The organism is Variovorax sp. F042, assembly GCF_057814215.1.
On the sequence record NZ_JBVASX010000001.1, the window covers coordinates 830,830 to 847,705 of the forward strand.

General features: G+C 66.7%; 17 protein-coding genes and 1 riboswitch. Of the genes, 7 read left to right on the forward strand and 10 right to left on the reverse strand.

All coding sequences use genetic code 11. From position 1 onward, the window contains the following. Window positions 1-12 precede the first annotated feature (12 nt). Window positions 13-272: riboswitch (cobalamin riboswitch) on the reverse strand. Window positions 273-414: 142 nt separating this feature from the next. Then, entirely contained in the window at window positions 415-2,133 is a 1,719-nt protein-coding gene (locus ACZYSP_RS04020) for a ClcB-like voltage-gated chloride channel protein (RefSeq protein WP_354336292.1), read from the forward strand. A 15-nt stretch (window positions 2,134-2,148) separates the two neighbouring features. On the opposite strand, the gene ACZYSP_RS04025 is transcribed toward ACZYSP_RS04020, so the two are convergent. From ACZYSP_RS04025 to ACZYSP_RS04035, 3 genes are all read right to left on the reverse strand, one after another. Then, window positions 2,149-2,670: a RidA family protein gene (locus tag ACZYSP_RS04025; protein ID WP_218149736.1), complete on the reverse strand. Its 522-nt coding sequence runs from the start codon at window positions 2,668-2,670 to the stop codon at window positions 2,149-2,151. 66 nt (window positions 2,671-2,736) lie between these two features. After that, a complete protein-coding gene (locus ACZYSP_RS04030; protein ID WP_256216624.1) occupies window positions 2,737-3,159 on the reverse strand; it encodes a c-type cytochrome in 423 nt (140 codons plus the stop codon). 25 nt (window positions 3,160-3,184) lie between these two features. Continuing rightward, window positions 3,185-4,780, reverse strand: a complete 1,596-nt coding sequence (locus ACZYSP_RS04035; RefSeq protein WP_218149735.1) for a flavin monoamine oxidase family protein — start codon at window positions 4,778-4,780, stop codon at window positions 3,185-3,187. Window positions 4,781-4,885: 105 nt separating this feature from the next. Here ACZYSP_RS04035 and ACZYSP_RS04040 point away from each other — a divergent pair, with 105 nt between their 5' ends. From ACZYSP_RS04040 to ACZYSP_RS04055, 4 genes are all read left to right on the forward strand, one after another. After that, entirely contained in the window at window positions 4,886-5,110 is a 225-nt protein-coding gene (locus ACZYSP_RS04040; protein WP_019652365.1) for a hypothetical protein, read from the forward strand. Then, the gene (locus ACZYSP_RS04045) at window positions 5,107-5,439 is read left to right on the forward strand and encodes a cell division protein ZapA (RefSeq protein WP_093073796.1); all 333 of its coding nucleotides are present in this window, start codon (window positions 5,107-5,109) and stop codon (window positions 5,437-5,439) included. Before ACZYSP_RS04040 ends, ACZYSP_RS04045 begins: the two co-directional genes overlap by 4 nt. Before the next feature lie 305 nt (window positions 5,440-5,744). Continuing rightward, window positions 5,745-6,566, forward strand: coding sequence for a sulfite exporter TauE/SafE family protein (locus tag ACZYSP_RS04050; protein WP_093056586.1), 822 nt, complete (start codon window positions 5,745-5,747; stop codon window positions 6,564-6,566). Between the two features lie 75 nt (window positions 6,567-6,641). Beyond that, complete coding sequence (locus ACZYSP_RS04055) at window positions 6,642-7,067, forward strand: universal stress protein (RefSeq protein ID WP_093056488.1); 426 nt, start codon at window positions 6,642-6,644, stop codon at window positions 7,065-7,067. A 6-nt stretch (window positions 7,068-7,073) separates the two neighbouring features. On the opposite strand, the gene ACZYSP_RS04060 is transcribed toward ACZYSP_RS04055, so the two are convergent. Further along, window positions 7,074-8,036, reverse strand: coding sequence for an AraC-like ligand-binding domain-containing protein (locus ACZYSP_RS04060; protein WP_093073794.1), 963 nt, complete (start codon window positions 8,034-8,036; stop codon window positions 7,074-7,076). 187 nt (window positions 8,037-8,223) lie between these two features. Here ACZYSP_RS04060 and ACZYSP_RS04065 point away from each other — a divergent pair, with 187 nt between their 5' ends. Next, a complete protein-coding gene (locus ACZYSP_RS04065; RefSeq protein ID WP_093073792.1) occupies window positions 8,224-9,228 on the forward strand; it encodes a carbon-nitrogen hydrolase family protein in 1,005 nt (334 codons plus the stop codon). 17 nt (window positions 9,229-9,245) lie between these two features. Beyond that, on the forward strand, window positions 9,246-10,310 hold the full coding sequence (locus ACZYSP_RS04070; protein WP_093073790.1) for a phenylacetaldoxime dehydratase family protein: 1,065 nt from the start codon (window positions 9,246-9,248) through the stop codon (window positions 10,308-10,310). A 10-nt stretch (window positions 10,311-10,320) separates the two neighbouring features. On the opposite strand, the gene ACZYSP_RS04075 is transcribed toward ACZYSP_RS04070, so the two are convergent. The 6 genes from ACZYSP_RS04075 to lgt all read right to left on the reverse strand — a co-directional run bounded on the left by ACZYSP_RS04075 (window position 10,321) and on the right by lgt (window position 16,843). Further along, entirely contained in the window at window positions 10,321-11,859 is a 1,539-nt protein-coding gene (locus ACZYSP_RS04075; protein ID WP_093073788.1) for a malonate--CoA ligase, read from the reverse strand. A gap of 17 nt (window positions 11,860-11,876) precedes the next feature. Next, window positions 11,877-12,656, reverse strand: a complete 780-nt coding sequence (locus ACZYSP_RS04080) for an enoyl-CoA hydratase/isomerase family protein (protein WP_093073786.1) — start codon at window positions 12,654-12,656, stop codon at window positions 11,877-11,879. Further along, window positions 12,653-13,639, reverse strand: a complete 987-nt coding sequence (locus tag ACZYSP_RS04085; RefSeq protein ID WP_093056482.1) for a Bug family tripartite tricarboxylate transporter substrate binding protein — start codon at window positions 13,637-13,639, stop codon at window positions 12,653-12,655. The genes ACZYSP_RS04080 and ACZYSP_RS04085 overlap by 4 nt, the downstream gene beginning before the upstream one ends. A 97-nt stretch (window positions 13,640-13,736) precedes the next feature. Beyond that, window positions 13,737-15,203, reverse strand: coding sequence for a malonyl-CoA decarboxylase (locus tag ACZYSP_RS04090; RefSeq protein WP_093073784.1), 1,467 nt, complete (start codon window positions 15,201-15,203; stop codon window positions 13,737-13,739). Between the two features lie 28 nt (window positions 15,204-15,231). Next, window positions 15,232-15,900, reverse strand: coding sequence for a GntR family transcriptional regulator (locus ACZYSP_RS04095; protein WP_093073782.1), 669 nt, complete (start codon window positions 15,898-15,900; stop codon window positions 15,232-15,234). A gap of 112 nt (window positions 15,901-16,012) precedes the next feature. Next, window positions 16,013-16,843: a prolipoprotein diacylglyceryl transferase gene (gene lgt, locus ACZYSP_RS04100; protein ID WP_093056479.1), complete on the reverse strand. Its 831-nt coding sequence runs from the start codon at window positions 16,841-16,843 to the stop codon at window positions 16,013-16,015. Window positions 16,844-16,876 lie beyond the last annotated feature (33 nt).

Consider the following 16,876-nt stretch of genomic DNA (forward strand, 5'->3'; position numbering starts at 1 on the left):
CAGATCACGCATGCGGCAGCCGCCTTGTTGGCCGGTATCCGGGCTGGCAGAACGGCCCCTCACCGCCTTCCCAGGCGCCTGTTTCAGGGCACCCAGTGGCTTCGATGGAAAGGGGTTGGCGCCTTGCGGCGCCGTCTGCTTGACCGTTGCGGGGGCAGCGCAGGCGGCTTCGGCCTTGTTCCGTCCTGATGAGGTCGGGGGCTTCCACTCCTGCTTCCCGTTGAACCGCGGCGCGTGAACCACGCCGCAGGCACCAACGGGCGGGATTTTATGCCAGTGACTTGGCTCGCCCCCAGGCTGCGCGCACTTCGTGTCGCTTCTCCTTCCCCCTACCGGGGGCAACACCTGAGGCCCGGTAAAGCCGGTTCCTCGGTGTTCCCGCCTGGGCGGCGCTCGCAGCTAACATCCCAGCCCATGATGCGGCCCGCCTCGGTAGTTCTCAATCTTCGTTCGGCGCTGCAGCGTGTCTTCGGTGTCTCGGGCTGGCAGTCGATGCTGCTGTGGGCCATCGTGGCCGGTTTGCTCGGCACGCTGGCGACCGAACTTTTTCGCGCGGCGCTTTATCACTTCGAGCATCTGGTGCTCGGTCCGGGCGAAGGGCTGGTGGCAATGGCGAAGCACCTGCCGTGGTGGGCGCGCATCGCCTGCCCCACGCTGGGTGGACTGGTGGCCGGCGGCCTGCTGGTGCTGGCGAAACGCGTCGCCTTGCGCAGCGCCGCCTCCGACTACATGGAAGCCATCGTGCTCGGTAATGGGCGCATTCCGGTGGCGCAGACGCTGGTGCGCAGCGCCTCGTCGCTGGTGAGCATCGGCACCGGTGGTTCCATCGGGCGCGAGGGCTCGATGGTGCAGCTGGCGGCGCTGGCGTCGTCTCTGCTGGGGCGGGTGTTCCGCTTTCCGGTCGAGCGGCTGCGGTTGCTGGTGGCCTGCGGCGCGGCGGCCGGCCTGACCGCCGCCTACAACGCACCCATTGCCGGCGCCTTCTTCGTCGCCGAGATCGTGCTGGGCTCTATCGCGATGGAAAGCGTGGGGCCGATCATCATTGCCTCGGTGGTCGCCAACGTCGCGATGCGCGCCCTGCCCGGCTACCAGCCTCCTTACAAGATGCCGGCGTTCCCGGAAATCCACGGCACCGAGGTCGTGCTGTTCTGCGTGCTCGGCGTGCTGCTGGGCTTTGCGGCGGTCGGCTTCCTGCGCGCGTTGCAGGGCAGCCGTGCGCTGTTCTCGCGCTTGCCGGTTGCGTTGCCGTGGCGGCTGGCGTTGGGCGGGCTCGTGATGGGTGCGGTGTCGGTGCCCATGCCCGAGGTCTGGGGCAACGGCTACAGCGTGGTCAATTCGGTGCTGCACACGCCCTGGCCGTGGACGCTGATCGCGATGGTGCTGGTCGCCAAGGCGGTCGCCACGATGGCCACGGCCGGCTCGGGCGCGGTGGGCGGCGTGTTCACGCCGGCGCTGTTCTTCGGCTGCATGGTCGGTGCGCTGTTCGGCCTTGGCGCGCAGGCGCTGTGGCCAGCGGCCACCTCGGCGCCGTTCGCCTATGCCATCGTCGGCATGGGCGCATTCCTGGCGGGCGCCACGCAGGCGCCGCTGATGGCCATCCTGATGATCTTCGAGATGACGCTCAGCTACCAGGTCATGCTGCCGCTGATGGCGGCGAGCGTCATCGCGTATTTCGTCGCACGCTCGGCCAATGCCGGCTCGATGTACGAGATCACCCTGCACCGCAACGAGCAGCGGGACACGCAGATGCGCCTGCGCGGGCTGCACATGCGCGACCTGGTGCAGCCAGCCGAGACGGTGGTCGGCCCGGAGGCAGACCGCGAAGCGATGAGCAGGCTCTTCCTGCAGCACCCGGTGAAGTACCTGTACGTGGTGGACGCGGGCAACCGTTACCTCGGCGTGGTGCCGCTTTCGTCGCTCGGCACGGCGCCAGCGGAAACGACCGCGGGCGCCCTGCTCTCGCAGGCCATCCAGCCGCTCACCGCCGACACCGGGCTGGGCGAGGCGCTGCAGCGTTTTCTCGATCACCTGGGCGAACGGCTGCCCGTGATCGAGAGCGCCGGCAACCCTGTGCTGCTCGGGATTGTTGCCAAGAGCGCGCTGCTCGCCACCTACGTGCGGCTGAGCGAGTAGCGCAGTACTGCTTTTTTACTTGGCGGGACGTACCGCCATCACCTCGATCTCGACCAGGTAGGCCGGGTTGGCGAGCGCCGCCACCTGCATTGCCGAACGCACCGGCAGTCGGGGCTGGGCGGTGGTGCCGAAGAACTGGGTGTAGCCCTCCATGAAGCCGGCGAAATCCATCTTGTTGTCCTTGGCCGGATCGCCGACGAGAAACACCTGCATCTTCACCACGTCGCCCATCGTCAGGCCCAGGCCTGTGAGGCTCTTCTCGATGGCTTTGAGCACGCCGACGGTCTGGCCCTTGGTGTCGCCGCCATAGGCCGCCGCGCTGTTCTTGGGCGCGGTCGCGTCCTGCAGCGGCGGCACCTGGCCCGAGAGGTAGACGTTGGTGAACGAGGATGGCACTTCCACCGCCGCCGAAATCGGGAAGCTGGAGTTCGGAATGCGGTGGCGAATGATTTCATCGGCCGCATGGGCGGCGCCGGTGCCGGCTGCGAGCAGTGCGGCGACGAGCGCCAGCTTCTTCGTGATGGAGGTCATGGTCATGCGTGTTGTCTCTCTGCTGGGGTGGATGAAGAAAGGATCTGCCAGGTATCGAAAGAAGAAGGCCGATCAAGGCCGCAGCTTCTTGACGCTCTCCGCCGCAATGGCGTCAGGATACTGGTTGCCGAAATGGGTACGCGCGTAGCCGACCACGGAAGCGATCTGCTCGTCGCTCAGCATCTTGCCAAAGGCGGGCATGCCTTTCTGCCCATTGATCACCACGTAGAGCGGGTACTCCGCGCTTGCGAGCCGCGGGTTCGAGGCGAGCGCCGGATAGGCGCCTGCGCCCTTCGCCCCTTGTCCCTGCGCCATGTGGCAGCCCTGGCAGGTCGCGCGGTAGATCGCCTCGCCCGAGCTCTCCTGGAATCGGGGGCCGACGGAAAAGACGGGCTCCGGCGACTGCGCGAAAGCAGCCTGGCCGGCCACCGAGGCCAGCGCGCCCAGCGAAAGGCCGAGCAGCGCGCGCTTGAAGGTCGTGATGTTGTTGTTCATGGTGGGTGTGTCCTTCACTCGGCTTTCACGCAACGGCGCGGGCATGCAGCCGCTGGATGGCGTCGAGCGACGAGAGCAGTGCGCCCTCCTGCCAGGCCGGAATGTAGGAAGCGTGCTCGCCAGCCAGCGCGATGCGGCCGTCGACCTGGCACAGGTTCTTGTAGTGCTTCTGGCGCGTCTCGTCGGTCCACATGCCGTAGCAGCCGTGCGTGCCGGGCACGCGGTGCCAGCCCACGGAAATGCCGTTGTCGAATTCGCTCGCGTACTGCGGATGCAGCTGCGTGCCGAACTCGACCGCGCGGCGCACGCGCTCCTCGGGCGCCATGGCGGTGAATTCGTAGGAGTTCGGGCCGTCGAACACGTAGGCGCCCAGCACCACCGACTTGCCCTTGGCGCCATAGCGCGTCGAGGGATACGAAATGCGCGAGATCGGCAGGTCTGTGTAGCTGATGCCGCCGTAGATGTGCTCGTCTTCTTCCCAGAAGCGGCGCTTGAACTGCAGGCCCACCTTCACCGAAGCGCCGTAAGGCACGGCGTTGATGGCCTCCTGCATTGCCGAGCCCACCTGGATGTCGATCTGGCTGAGCACCGACAGCGGAATGGTGCACAGGCACCAGTCGGCCTTGGCCTGCGTGACCGCGCCGCCCTTTGATGCATCGGTGTAGGTGACCGTCACGCCGCGGTCGTTCTGCTCGATCTTCGTGACCTTGGCGCCGTAGCGGATCAGGCTGCCCACTTCTTTCTGGAAGGCCTTGGCGATCATGTCCATGCCGCCCACGGGCTGGAAGATCGCGCTCTGGAATTCGTAGTCTTGCCCGCTGGCGATGTAACGCCAAAGATTCGATTGCAGCAGCTCGCTCATGTCGAGCGGCTTCGACGGTTTGGCCAACGGCATGAGGCCGCCGCCCGCATCGACTTCATAGCCGCGGCGGTCGCTGCTGACGGTGCCTTCGAGATAGCGGAACTGCGTGTCGAGCGCGCCCCAGCGGCGCAGGCCTTCGAGCAGTTTCTCCTTGTCTTCCTTCGTCAGCGCCGCGTCGAGGTTGCCCTGCGTCGTGGCCTTGCCGAGCAGCTCGGCGACGTAGCCCTGGTAGTCGGCCTGCACGTGGCGGTAGCGCTGCGGCTTGCCGCCGTAGGCCTTGCTCGAATGCACCAGCGCGTTGTAGTTGACCTGGACGAAGGGCTCCAGCGCCACGCCCAGCCGCTTGCAGTAGCCCAGCACTGCATGGTGGTGATAGGGAATGCGCCACGGCCCCGGATTGAAGTACTCGCCCTTGGCGAAGCCGCATTGCTGCACGGCGCCACCCAGCTCGGTGAAGGTGTCGCCGCCGCGCAGTGTCCAGCACCGGCCGCCCGCGCGATTGCTGAACTCGAGGACCTTGACCGAGTAGCCCGCGTTGCGCAGTTCGAGCGCGGCGGCCATGCCGGCCAGGCCTGCGCCAAGAACCAGCACCGACGCACCCTTCTTTGCACCATCGAGCTTCGGTGGTCCGCTGTAGTTGGATTCGGCGGCAAAGCCCAGCGAGGTCATCGCCTGGTACATCGCGCCGCCCCCTGCGGTCTTGCCGATGAGCGTAAGCAGGTCGCGCCGACTGAATAAAGTGTTGTTCTTCGTGGTCATTGACAGGCTATTGGAGTTTGAAAGGCAACTGGAAGGCAGCAGAATCCATGCCACGCCCAGGCACCGCCTGGGGGCCGCTTCCTTGGGAAACTACAATCGCCAACCATGCCCGCCTCCAGCCCTATCGATCAGATCGCCGAGCGTGTTGAACGACTGCTTGTGCGTCACGAAGAGGTGCAACGCACCAATGCGCTGCTGCAGGAGCAGGTCGATGCGCTCACGCGCGAACGCGACGCCCTGAAGTCGCGGCTCGTTGCGGCACGTACGCGCCTCGATGCCCTGCTCGAACGGTTGCCGGCTGAACCACCCTCCGAAGATTCCCCCGCATGAAGCAGATTGAAGTACAGATCATGGGCCAGAGCTATCTGCTCGGCTGCCCCGATGGCGGCGAGGCGCAGCTGCGCGAAGCCGTCGAACGCGTGGACGCAGCCATGTGCAAGATCCGCGATGCCGGAAAAGTCAAGGCCCGTGACCGCATCGCGGTGCTGGCTTCGCTGAACCTGGCGTTCGACCTCGCCGCGCAGCAGGCCGCTGTTGTCGCAGCGCCCGCGGCACCAGTTGCCACTTCGGCTGCAGACAGCGTCGAAACCGACGCGAAGGCCACGCAGCTCATCCAGAAACTCGATCAGGCCCTGGCTGGCGATGGACATTTACTCTGAATAAGGCTGGCACGAAGACGGACGAGGCGTAAAATCCAGTCCGTCTGCAGACTGTGTCGGGCTTAATATTTCCTTGTTCCAATGCTCTCCGGAGCCGGGCTTGGTACATCGCTCGACGGGCGTGATCATCTCGCGTCAGATGAACCCGAAGTCCTGCTGCCCTCGCCCACCTGAACCCTGGTTCAGGATGCGGGTCCGGCACATCACCTGCAGACACCTTTTCCTGCCACGGCCCCCTGCATCCACTGCTCGGGGCCGTTGCTTTTTCCAACCCCTCACTTCTCTTGCGTGACTTTCCCGTGAATATCGCTGCCCTGCTCGACCCCCTCCTGATCGCCGAACTCGCCGCTCTCGGCCTCGGCACCGGTTTTCTCGCGGGCCTGCTGGGCATCGGCGGCGGCATGCTGATGGTGCCGTTCATCACGATCATCATGGGCCATCGCGGCGTGCCGGCCGACCTCGCGGTGAAGATGGCCATCGCCACCTCGATGGCGACGATCATCTTCACCTCGGTGTCCAGCGTGCGCGCGCACCACCGGCGCGGCGCTGTGCGCTGGGACATCGTGCGGCGGCTCGCGCCCGGCATCGTCATCGGCAGCCTTGCTGGCAGCCTGGGCGTGTTCTCGCTGCTCAAGGGCACTGCGCTGGCCATCTTCTTCGCGCTGTTCGTGGGCTTCTCGGCCACGCAGATGTTCCTCGACAAGAAGCCCGCGCCCACACGGCAGATGCCGGGCACGGGCGGCCAGCTCGCGGCGGGCGGCGCGATCGGCTTCATCTCGGGCCTGGTGGGCGCGGGCGGTGGCTTCATCAGCGTGCCGTTCATGACGTGGTGCAACGTGTCCATTCACAACGCGGTGGCCACCAGCGCGGCGCTGGGCTTCCCGATCGCGGTGGCGAACGTGCTCGGCTATGCGGTCAGCGGCCAGTCGGTGCAAGGCCTGCCGGCTGGCTCCTTCGGCTACATCTGGCTGCCCGCGCTGGCCGTGATCGCGCTGTGCAGCGTGTTCACCGCACCGCTGGGCGCGAAGGCGGCGCACAGCCTGCCGGTGAAGAAGCTCAAGCGCGTGTTCGCGAGCATCCTTTACCTGCTCGCGGCCTACATGCTCTGGAAGGGCCTGCACGGCTGATCTGGCCGGGCAAAGCCCTTCGGGCCTGAGGTACGCCCCGTTGCGGTGCGCGAAGCCGCGCCGTATAAGGGTTTCATGAAAATCCTCATCGCCGTCGATGGCAGCGCCTACACCCGCAAGGCGCTCGACTACCTGCTTGCCAATCGCGCAATGTTCGTGGACGGGCACCAACTGGTGGTGGTGCACGTGTGCACCGGCATCTCGGGCCATGTCGCGCGCCACCTGAGCAAAGAATTGGTGACGGACTACTACGCCGAGGAAAACGCCAAGGTGCTCGACCCGGTGAAGGCGCTGTTCGCCGAGAGCGGCGTGAGCAACTACACGATCGACTCGCGCCACGGCCATGTGGCCGAGGAAATCCTCAAGTCGGCCGCGGCGGCACAAGCCGGGCTGATCGTGCTCGGCACCCATGGCCACGGCATCTTCGGCCGCGCGCTGATGGGCTCGGTCGCCACCAAGGTGGTCGCCGAAACCAACACGACGGTGATGCTGGTCCAGTAGCCCTTCTTACTGCATGCGCTGCTGCCGCCATTCGCGCGGCGAGCAGCCGAAGCGCTCGCGGAACGCGCGGCTGAAATGCGCCGCGTCGTTGAAGCCGCGGCCATAGGCAATCTCGGCCACCGGCCGGCCCGCGAGGCGCGGCTCCAGCAGGTCGCGGCTGCACGCCTCCAGCCTGCGCTCCCAGATGTACTGCGACGGCGTCAGCGGCTCGCTCCTGAACACGCGGTGGATGTGGCTCACCGACACGCCCAACCCCGCCGCCAGCGTGCCCACCGACAGCGAGGGATCGGCCAGCTGCTCGTCGATGAGCCGCTTCACGCGCGCCAGGTGATACGCCGTGAGGTTGCTGAGCGACGGCGCACTCGCCGCAGGCAGCGTCTGCAGCCCCGCCACCAGGATGTTCTGAACGCCGTTGGCCACCGCAAGCGCCGACGTGGGCTGCAGCGTATCGATGTCTTCGCGCAGCGTGTGGATCATGCCCAGCAGCAGGTGCCCCGCGCCCGCACGGCCTGACACCGTAGTAGCCGTCAGCGCCTCGGTGTCGCGCAGTTCGCTGCGCAGGCGTTCGCCGGGCAGCTTGAGCACGATCTGCTCGAAGGACTCGTCGAACAGCAGCTGATAAGGCCGCGTGCTGTCGTACAGCGCGAAGTCGCCGGCCGCGAGCACGGCGTCGCGGCCGTCCTGCCGCACCACGCCACGGCCGCGCGCCTGGATGCTCACGAGAAAGTAGTCGTCGCTGGAGTGCGAGATGTGCCCCGGCGTGCGCATCACCTTCTGCGGGCCCGAGGTGACGACCGACACGTCGAGCCCGGGCAGCGCGTGCTGGCGGATGCTGCCTTCGAAATCGCAGGTATCGCCTTCGCGCACCGGATCGCAGCCCAGTTGCACGTAGACGTTGCAGATCATGTCGGTCCAGTAGGCAAGCCGCTGGTCCCGCGGGACGGCGTCGGTGCTGAGCAACTGGGTCATCGGGGGTCCTCGGAAAGCCTTGGCAACAAGGGCATGCAACGCTGGAACAAGAACGCCGCCAATCCGGGTCAAGGCGTTCCGGCGGCGCGAATTTACGCTTCAAGCAACCCGCATGCCACAGCGCAAACCCGGTGCGCCGTAGGTGCGGAAGACGCCTCGTTACTTTCATTGCATCTGGAGAACCCCCATGCCGACCACCGTCCACCCCAAGCTGCGCGTTGCCGCCGTGCAGGCCGCCCCCGTGTTCCTCGATCTCGACGGCACCATCGACAAGACCATCGACCTGATGGCGCAGGCCGCGAAACAGGGCGTGCAGCTCGTCGCCTTTCCCGAAACCTGGGTGCCCGGCTATCCGTGGTGGATCTGGCTCGATTCGCCGGCCTGGGGCATGCAGTTCGTGCAGCGCTATCACGACAACTCGCTGGTCGTAGGCTCGGCCGAGTTCGACCGCATCAGGGAGGCAGCGCGCAAGCTCAAGATCTGGGTTTCGCTCGGCTACAGCGAGAAGGCGGCGGGCAGCCTCTACATTGCGCAGGCGCTCATCGACGACCAGGGCAACACGGCGCAGACGCGGCGCAAGCTCAAGCCCACGCACGTGGAACGCACTGTGTTCGGCGAAGGCGACGGCTCAGACCTCGCCGTGGTCGAGACGGCGCTGGGCAACATCGGCTCGCTCTCGTGCTGGGAGCACCTGCAGCCGCTGAGCAAGTACGCGATGTATTCGCAGAACGAGCAGATCCATTGCGGCGCATGGCCGAGCTTTTCGCTGTACCGCGGCGCGGCCTACGCGCTGGGCCCCGAGGTCAACAACGCCGCGAGCCAGGTGTATGCGGCCGAGGGCCAGTGCTTCGTGGTCGCGCCCTGCGCCACCGTGTCGAAGGCCATGAGCGAGCTGATGTGCACCGACGCGGGCAAGCAGCAGATGCTGCGCACTGGCGGCGGCTTTGCGCGCATCTACGCGCCCGACGGTTCGCCACTGGGCACGCCGCTGGCGGAAGACGAAGAGGGTCTGATCATCGCCGACATCGACCTCGGCATGATCTCGCTCGCCAAGGCGGCGGCCGATCCCAGCGGCCACTACTCGCGGCCTGACGTCACCCAACTGCTACTCAACAAGACACGCCGCGAACCCGTGGTAGTGCAGCACACGCCCGAGCCTGAAAGCAGCGTGCCCGAGCCAGTCGCGGCCTGAACCCAAGGAGGCACGCCATGGAATCCGCCATTGCCGAGCATCTGAAGTGCCCTCGCACGCGGCACCGTCGCGTGGAAGACGACTACACGCCGCCCTACCCCGTGTGGTCGGCCCGTGCGCCAACATCGGTGAAGCAGGTCGTGATGGGCTACTTCGGCGTGCAGTCGCGCGGCCCCGAAATGCAGGGCCGCGCCTGCGCCGCGCTGATGAAGATCGCCCGCGACTTCGCCCTGCCCGACGGCCCGGGCCACCATGACCTGACGCACTACGTCGATGCCGAGGGCTTCGACAACATGATCGCCATCGCCTACTGGAGCGACGCTGCGGCCTACGCACGCTGGTGCGCCACGCCCGCAATCGATGCCTGGTGGCGCTCCGACGATCGGCTCAACGAAGGCCTCGGCTACTTCCGCGAGATCGCGTCGCCGCGCGTCGAGCATTTCGAAACCATGTTCAACACACCCGACCGCTTCGAGGGCGTCGGCGTGGTCATGGGCGAGGTCAGCGGCGAACTGCAGGAGCACGGCTACTGGGGTTCGATGCGCGACCGCATCCCGCTCTCGCAGACCGATGCGATGACGCCTTCGGGCACGCGTGCAGTGATCGCCGGCACGCCGGCTCCGGACCAGCGCGTGCGCATCGCGGGCCACGAGAACATCGCGATGATCCGCTCCGGCCAGGAATGGACCGACACCACCGGGCAGGAGCGCACGCTCTACCTGGAAGACATGGAGCCGGTGCTGCGCGAGGGCATGGACTTCCTGCGCGACCAAGGCTTGGGCATCGGCTGCTACAGCAACCGCTACATGCACCACCTCGACGCGAAAGGCGCACCGCTGCAGAAGTCCTTCGGCCTGAGCTACTGGCGTTCGCTGGCCGACATGGAGCGCTGGGCCGAATCGCACCCCACGCACGTCGCGATCTTCGGCAGCTTCATGCGCTATGTGCAGGCGCTGAACTTCCAGCTGCAGCTGCGCGTGTACCACGAGGTGTCGGTGCTCAAGGCCGACGAGCAGAGCTACGAGTACATCAACTGCCACGCGCGCAGCGGGCTGATGAACGGGCTGGCGCCCGTTGCATGAGCCGATTCGATCAGGCTGCGAACAGCGCCTTGTGCTCCGCGCGCAGCAGCGCCTTCTGCACCTTGCCCATCGCGTTGCGCGGCAGCTCCGGCACGACGAAGCAGCGCTTCGGAATCTTGAAGTTCGCGAGCCTGGCCTTCAGGTCGGCCACGATGGCCTCGGCATCCAGCGAAGCACCTGCCTTCGCGATGACGATGGCCACGCCCACCTCGCCGAAGTCGGGGTGCGGCACGCCGACCACGGCACTCTCGGCCACGCCGGCCATCTCGTTGATGTAGCCCTCGATCTCGGCCGGGTACACGTTGTAGCCGCCGCTGATGATCAGGTCCTTGCTGCGCCCGACGATGACGATGTAGCCCAGGCCGTCGATCTTGCCCACATCACCCGTCTTGAAGAAGCCGTCGGAGGTGAACTCTTCCTTCGTCTTCTCGGGCATGCGCCAGTAGCCCGCGAACACGTTGGGGCCGCTGACCTCGATGTTGCCGATCTCGTCGGTGGTGCAGTCGCGGCCGCTGTCGTCGCGCACGCGCAGTTGCACGCCCGGCAGCGCAAAGCCGACAGTGCCGCCGCGGCGTTCGCCCTGTGCGGCGGTGTAGGGGTTCGACGTGAGCATGACCGTCTCGCTCATGCCGTAGCGTTCGAGAATGGTGTGGCCGGTGCGCTCGCGCCACTCGTCGAAAGTCTCAATCAAGAGCGGCGCCGAGCCCGCGACGAACAGGCGCATGTTGCGCACCGCCTCGCGCGTGAGGCCCGGCTCGGCCAACAGCCGCACATACAGGGTGGGCACGCCCATGAACACCGTGGCTTCGGACAGCTTCTGCACGACGCGCTTCGGGTCGAACTTCGAGAACCACAGCATCTTGCTGCCGTTGAGCAGCGCGCCGTGCAGCGCGACGAACAGGCCGTGTACGTGGAAGATGGGCAGCGCGTGGATCAGCACGTCGCCTTCAGTCCAGCCCCAGTAGTCCTTCAGCACCTGGGCGTTCGACAGCAGGTTGCCGTGCGTGAGCATCGCGCCCTTGCTGCGGCCGGTGGTGCCGCTGGTGTAGAGGATGGCGGCCATGTCGTCGGCCTTGCGCTGGGCCGGCGTGTGCTGGTCACTGCATTGCGCGGCAATTTCGAGCAGCGTGCCCGTGCGGTCGTCGTCCAGCGTGAAGACGTGCTGCGTGCCCGCCGCGTTGGCGATCGGCCCCACCCACGACGCATTGCGGCTGGTGCACACCACCACAGCCGGCTCGGCGTTGCCGATGAAGTATTCGATCTCGGCGCTCTGGTATGCGGTGTTGAGCGGCAGGAACACGTAGCCCGCGCGCAGCGTGGCGAGGTACAGCAGCATGGCCTCGACAGATTTCTCGACCTGCACCGCGATGCGCGCGCCCTTCTCCAGCTTCAGCGCATCGAGCAGGTTGGCGATCATGGCGCTGGCGCGCTCGATGTCGCGCCAGGAATAGAACAGGCCGTTGTCGGTTTCGACGGCGATGCTGTCGAGGTCGGCTGGGAAAGCCGCGCGCAGGGCGGCGAACAGGTTGGCGTTGGCGGTCTTCTTCATCTGACGGTTTCTTATCTTCAGAAATTCGGGGTGCGCTTGGCGAGAAAGGCGGCGATGCCCTCGCGGTGTTCGGCGGAGTCGGCGTAGTCGTAGGCGGTGGCCAGCAGGTCGTGGGCCGACGGGGCTCCGGCCCGCAGTGCGGCAAAGGTCTGCTTGTGCAGGCGCGCGGCCTGCGGCGCGAGCGCGGCGATGCGCGTGGCGTGCAACTGCACGGCGGCCGCCACTTCGTTGTCGGGCAGCACCTGCAGCAGGAAGCCCGCGTCGTACAGGCGCTGCGCACCGTGCACGCCAGCGGCGAGCAGCATGTCGCGCGCGAGCACGTCGCCAATGGCGCCATGCACCAGCGCGGCTTCACGCGGCGCCATCGGAAAACCGAGCTTTGCGATGGGCGCGCCGAACTTCGCGGACGCGCCGGCCAGGCGGATGTCGCAGCAGCTCGCGATCTCGATGCCCGCGCCCATGCAGGCACCCTCGATCTGCGCGACGAGTGGCAGCGCGCAGTCGAGCATGGCCTGCAGCGCGGCCCACACTTCGTTCTCGTGAAACTCGCGCAGGCTGGGCTCTTCGAAGCGGAACGACGGGTACTCGGAAATATCGCCGCCCGCGCAGAAGGCCCCGCCCTCGCCGCGCACGACCACGCAGCGCAGGCCAGCATCGTCATTGCGCAGGCTGTCAAACACGGCGCGCAGCTCACGCCACATGGCGCGCGTCATGGCATTGAGGCGCCCCGCGTTCGACAACGTGACGAACGCGATGGCACCTTCCTGGCGCAACGAGATGCCGCTGCCGCCTGTCATTCGATCTTTGCGCCCGAGGCCTTCACCACCGTGGCCCAGCGCTTGATCTCGGAACTCACGAAGCTGCCGTAGGCAGGGCCCGTGAGGGTCGGGATTTCCGAGCCGTTCTGGGCCCAGATGTTCTTGATGTCGTCAGCCGCCAGCACCTTCTGCATCTCGGCGACGATCTGCGGCTGCACATCGGCGGGCGTGCGCCGTGGTGCCCACAGTCCGTACCAGGTGGTCACGGTGTAGTCGGGCAAGCCCACCTCCGCGGCGCACGGCACGTCGGGGAACGCGGGGTTGCGCTTGGTGCCGGCCACCATCAGTGCCTTGATGCGGCCGCTCTTGATGTACTGGGCCGAGGAGCCGAGGCCATCGAACATCAGGTCGACATTGCCGGCGATCAGGTCCGCCAGTGCCGGCCCGGCACCACGGTAAGGAATGTGCGTGATGAAGGTGCCGGTCTGGATCTTGAACAACTCGCCGGCCAGGTGGTGCGAGGTGCCGGCGCCAGCCGAGCCGTAGTTCAGCTTGCCGGGGTTGGCCTTGGCAAGCGCGATGAATTCCTTGATGTTGTTGGCCGCCACGCGGCGCGGATTGACCACCACCACCTGCGGCACGTTGGCCAGCAGCATCAGCGGCACGAAGTCTTTCTCGATGTCGTAGTCGAGCCTGGGATAGACGGACGGCGCAATGGCATGGTGCACCGCGCCCATGAACAGCGAGTAGCCGTCGGCCGAAGCCTTCGAGGCCACGCTCGCACCCAGCGTGCCGCCAGCGCCGCCGCGGTTATCGATGATGAGCGACTGGTTCGTCAGCCGCGAGAACTGCCCCGACAGCGGCCGCGCGAACGCGTCGGTCCCGCCGCCGGCCGGGAACGGCACGATCATCGTCACGGGCTTCGTCGGCCAGCCCTGCTGGGCCCGCGCTGCGCCGCAGAGAACGGCCGCACCGGCGGCAGCCACGCGCAGGACGTCGCGGCGTTGAAAGCTTGGGTTCATGTGTCTCTTCTCCTGTCTGTCGTTGTGGATCTTGCCGCACCATGCGGCTGTTGCAGGCGCTTGTGGCGCCGGCGCTTGGGACTTTCCGATAAGGACCTCAGCCTTTTTTGAAGTACAGGCTTTCGACGTCTCCCGATACTGCCACCTTGCCATCCGCCAGCCAGGTGCGATGCTTGTCCAGGCGCTTGAGGTCGTAGAGGTAGTTGACCATGAGCCCGTAAGACTGCTTGTGCCCCTTGGGCGACGGATCGCCCGCCCAGTTCAGGCGCTCCACGCGGGCGCCGTTGCCCAGGTGAAAGCGAGCGACCGGGTCGGCCGGCGTGCCGTCGACCAGCGCGCGGCCGAGGTACTCGGCGGCGGCCTGCATCAGCCATTGGCGCAGCGGCGACTTCGCGTCGAAGGTGGCGGCCGCGTCGACCGCGGCGAGCAGGCGCTCGGCGGTCGGCGGCAATGAGCCGACGAGGCGGCCGAGCTCGGCTTCGCGCTTCTCGTCGAGGCGCGGCAGCAGGTCGGCGGCGTTCTTCGCGAGCCAGGTGCGAAAGCCCGGAATCGGCGAGAGCGTGGCGAAGGTCTTCAGGCGCGGCAGCTCGTCCTGCAGGGTCTCGACCACGCGCTTGATGAGCGAGTCGCCGAAGCTCACGCCGCGCAGACCGTTCTGCGTGTTGCTGATCGAATAGAAGATCGCGGTGGTGGCCCTTGCCGGCAGCACGGGCACGGCGGCTTCGTCGAGCAGCGGCGTGATGCCGTCGCTGATGCGATCGACCAGCGCCACTTCGACAAAGATCAGCGGCTCGTTCGGCAGGCGCGGATGGAAGAAGCCGTAGCAGCGGCGGTCGCTGTCGTCGAGCCGGTTCTTCACGTCAGACCAGCTCTTGATGTCGTGCACCGCTTCGTAGCGAATGAGTTTTTCGATCAGCGAGGCGGGCGAATCCCAGTCGATGCGGCGCAGTTCGAGGAAGGCCACGTCGAACCAGGTGGAGAAGAGGTGCTCCAGCTCGGCGTCGAGCGCGAGCAGGCGCTTGTCGGCCTTCAGGCACGGAAGCAGGTCAGCGCGCAGGTCGACCAGGAAGCGCATGCCTTCGGGCTCGACCGCAAAGCGCTGCAGCAAGCGCATGCGCGGCGACACCAGCGCGCGGCGCAGGCGCAGCTCGGCCTGGCCTTCGTCGGGCGTGCCGACTGCCGCCTGGTGCTGGTCGCGGGCAGTCTTGAGCTTTTGCGCATCGGCGGCGAAATGCTCGCTCATGAGCGCCCAGTAGTCGCGGCGCTCTTCGGCCGTGGCGGCGCGGTAGGCGTCCGCGATGGCGTGGGCGCGGCGGCCACCCTCGACCTCGCTCACGCGCGGGTCGATCACGGCCTGCAGGTCGGCCAGCACGCGGCGCAACGCGCGCGGCGACAGGGCTTCGTCGGCCTTGCGCAGAGTGACCTGCAGGCGCTCGGCGGTCGAGCGTGCGCTGGGCTTGGGCGCGTTCTTCGGCGCGCTCTTGGCAGCGGCTTCGGGCGCCACGGGCACCTTGGACTTTTCGCCAGAACGCAGCCGCGCCTGGAACCATTCGGTCGCACTCATCGGGGCACTCCAATTTTTGAGGGGATGGTCACGGCATCACCCTGGATTTCTGATGGCTCATGACTTCGCGCAGCGCCTCGCGCTGGCGGGTCATGTGCGTGCGCATGGCGGCGTCGGCGCCTTCGCTGTCGCGCGCCTTGAGCGCGGCGAACACGGCCAGATGCTCCGACAGGCTCTGGTCGAGCCGACCCGGCGCATGCAGCTGCTGCAGCCGCGCAAGCTTGAGGATCTTGCGCAGGTCGCCGATCACCTGCGCCAGCCACTTGTTGTCAGCGAGCTTGATGATCGCCTCGTGAATGATGTGATTGGTGGCGTAGTAGTCGTTGATGCGGCGCGCCTTGGCGTGGCGCACCAGCCGCTCGTGCAGCGCGTCGAGTTCGTGCAGCTCGGCGTCGCTGGCGTTGCGGGCGGCCTCGTAGGCGCAACGGCCTTCGAGCAGCGCGATGACGGGGAAGATCTCGTCGAGGTCACGCTCGGTCACCTCGTTGACGAAGCAGCCGCGCCGCGGCTCGTGCCGCAGCAGGCCTTCGGCGGTAAGCACCTTGAGCGCCTCGCGCAGCGGCGTGCGCGAGATGGAGAGCCGCTCGCACAGGGCTGCCTCGTCCAGGAAGCTGCCGGGAGTCAGCGTGCCGTCGAAGATCTGCTCGCGCAGCGTGGCGGCGACTTCATCGTGCAGGGAGTTGGGGACCAGGCGCATACGGATCGGGGCAGCAAGTGCGACGTAATTTCCTGTAATTACGCGTAATTCTGAGCCTGCGCCCGATCCGGCGCGGCTGGTACTTACCCTGCGAACTTCCGATTGAAGAGGCTCAAGCGCGCGCGGTGGCTGTCTTGGTGCCCGAGCGACCGAACCAGAACCACAGCGCAATGCCGGCAATCACCATCGGCACGCTGAGCCACTGCCCTTGGCTCAGGTTGAGTGCACGCAGGCCGAGGAAATCGTCAGGCTCGCGGAAGTACTCGGCCACGAAGCGCAGCACGCCGTAGCCGATCAGGAACACCGCGGCCACCTGCCCCTGCTTGCGTTCCTTGCGCGCATAGAGCCACATCACCACGAAAAGCAGCAGCCCTTCGAGCAGGAACTGGTAGACCTGCGAGGGATGGCGCGGCAGCATCGATCCGCTCTGCGGAAACACCATGCCCCAGGGCAAGTCGGGGCTGCTGAAGCGGCCCCACAGCTCGCCGTTGATGAAGTTGCCCACGCGACCGGCAGCCAGACCTGTCGGCACGCAGGGCGCAACGAAATCCATCACCTGCCAGAACGGCCGTGCGCGCGAACGCGAGAACCAGACCATCGCGCCGATCACGCCGAGCAGCCCGCCGTGGAAGCTCATGCCGCCCTGCCACACGTAGAGGATTTCGAGCGGATGCGTGAGATAGAACTCGGGCTTGTAGAACAGGCAATAGCCCAGCCGCCCGCCGACGATGACGCCCATCACGCCGAGGAAAAGAATGTCCTCGATGTCCCTGCGCTGCCATGCGCCTGCGCCCACCAGCGAGCGATACGGCTCATGCCGCAGCCGGCGCGTGCCGAGAAAATAGAAGAGCGCAAACGCGGCCAGGTAGGTCAGGCCGTACCAGTGAATGGCCACCGGCCCGAGTTGCAGGGCGATGGGGTTGATCTGCGGATACATGAGCATCCGCGGATTGTGCCCCGGCCGAATGTCGGGGCC

What these genes read in the sequence shown, in the direction of transcription:
- ACZYSP_RS04040 (WP_019652365.1), top strand. Translation starts at nt 4,886, where the DNA reads ATGCCCGCCTCCAGCCCTATCGATCAGATCGCCGAGCGTGTTGAACGA.
- ACZYSP_RS04095 (WP_093073782.1), bottom strand. Translation starts at nt 15,900, where the DNA reads ATGCGCCTGGTCCCCAACTCCCTGCACGATGAAGTCGCCGCCACGCTG.
- ACZYSP_RS04085 (WP_093056482.1), bottom strand. Translation starts at nt 13,639, where the DNA reads ATGAACCCAAGCTTTCAACGCCGCGACGTCCTGCGCGTGGCTGCCGCC.
- ACZYSP_RS04075 (WP_093073788.1), bottom strand. Translation starts at nt 11,859, where the DNA reads ATGAAGAAGACCGCCAACGCCAACCTGTTCGCCGCCCTGCGCGCGGCT.
- ACZYSP_RS04055 (WP_093056488.1), top strand. Translation starts at nt 6,642, where the DNA reads ATGAAAATCCTCATCGCCGTCGATGGCAGCGCCTACACCCGCAAGGCG.
- ACZYSP_RS04080 (WP_093073786.1), bottom strand. Translation starts at nt 12,656, where the DNA reads ATGACAGGCGGCAGCGGCATCTCGTTGCGCCAGGAAGGTGCCATCGCG.
- ACZYSP_RS04025 (WP_218149736.1), bottom strand. Translation starts at nt 2,670, where the DNA reads ATGACCATGACCTCCATCACGAAGAAGCTGGCGCTCGTCGCCGCACTG.
- ACZYSP_RS04035 (WP_218149735.1), bottom strand. Translation starts at nt 4,780, where the DNA reads ATGACCACGAAGAACAACACTTTATTCAGTCGGCGCGACCTGCTTACG.
- ACZYSP_RS04070 (WP_093073790.1), top strand. Translation starts at nt 9,246, where the DNA reads ATGGAATCCGCCATTGCCGAGCATCTGAAGTGCCCTCGCACGCGGCAC.
- ACZYSP_RS04045 (WP_093073796.1), top strand. Translation starts at nt 5,107, where the DNA reads ATGAAGCAGATTGAAGTACAGATCATGGGCCAGAGCTATCTGCTCGGC.
- ACZYSP_RS04065 (WP_093073792.1), top strand. Translation starts at nt 8,224, where the DNA reads ATGCCGACCACCGTCCACCCCAAGCTGCGCGTTGCCGCCGTGCAGGCC.
- ACZYSP_RS04060 (WP_093073794.1), bottom strand. Translation starts at nt 8,036, where the DNA reads ATGACCCAGTTGCTCAGCACCGACGCCGTCCCGCGGGACCAGCGGCTT.
- ACZYSP_RS04020 (WP_354336292.1), top strand. Translation starts at nt 415, where the DNA reads ATGATGCGGCCCGCCTCGGTAGTTCTCAATCTTCGTTCGGCGCTGCAG.
- lgt (WP_093056479.1), bottom strand. Translation starts at nt 16,843, where the DNA reads ATGCTCATGTATCCGCAGATCAACCCCATCGCCCTGCAACTCGGGCCG.
- ACZYSP_RS04090 (WP_093073784.1), bottom strand. Translation starts at nt 15,203, where the DNA reads ATGAGTGCGACCGAATGGTTCCAGGCGCGGCTGCGTTCTGGCGAAAAG.
- ACZYSP_RS04030 (WP_256216624.1), bottom strand. Translation starts at nt 3,159, where the DNA reads ATGAACAACAACATCACGACCTTCAAGCGCGCGCTGCTCGGCCTTTCG.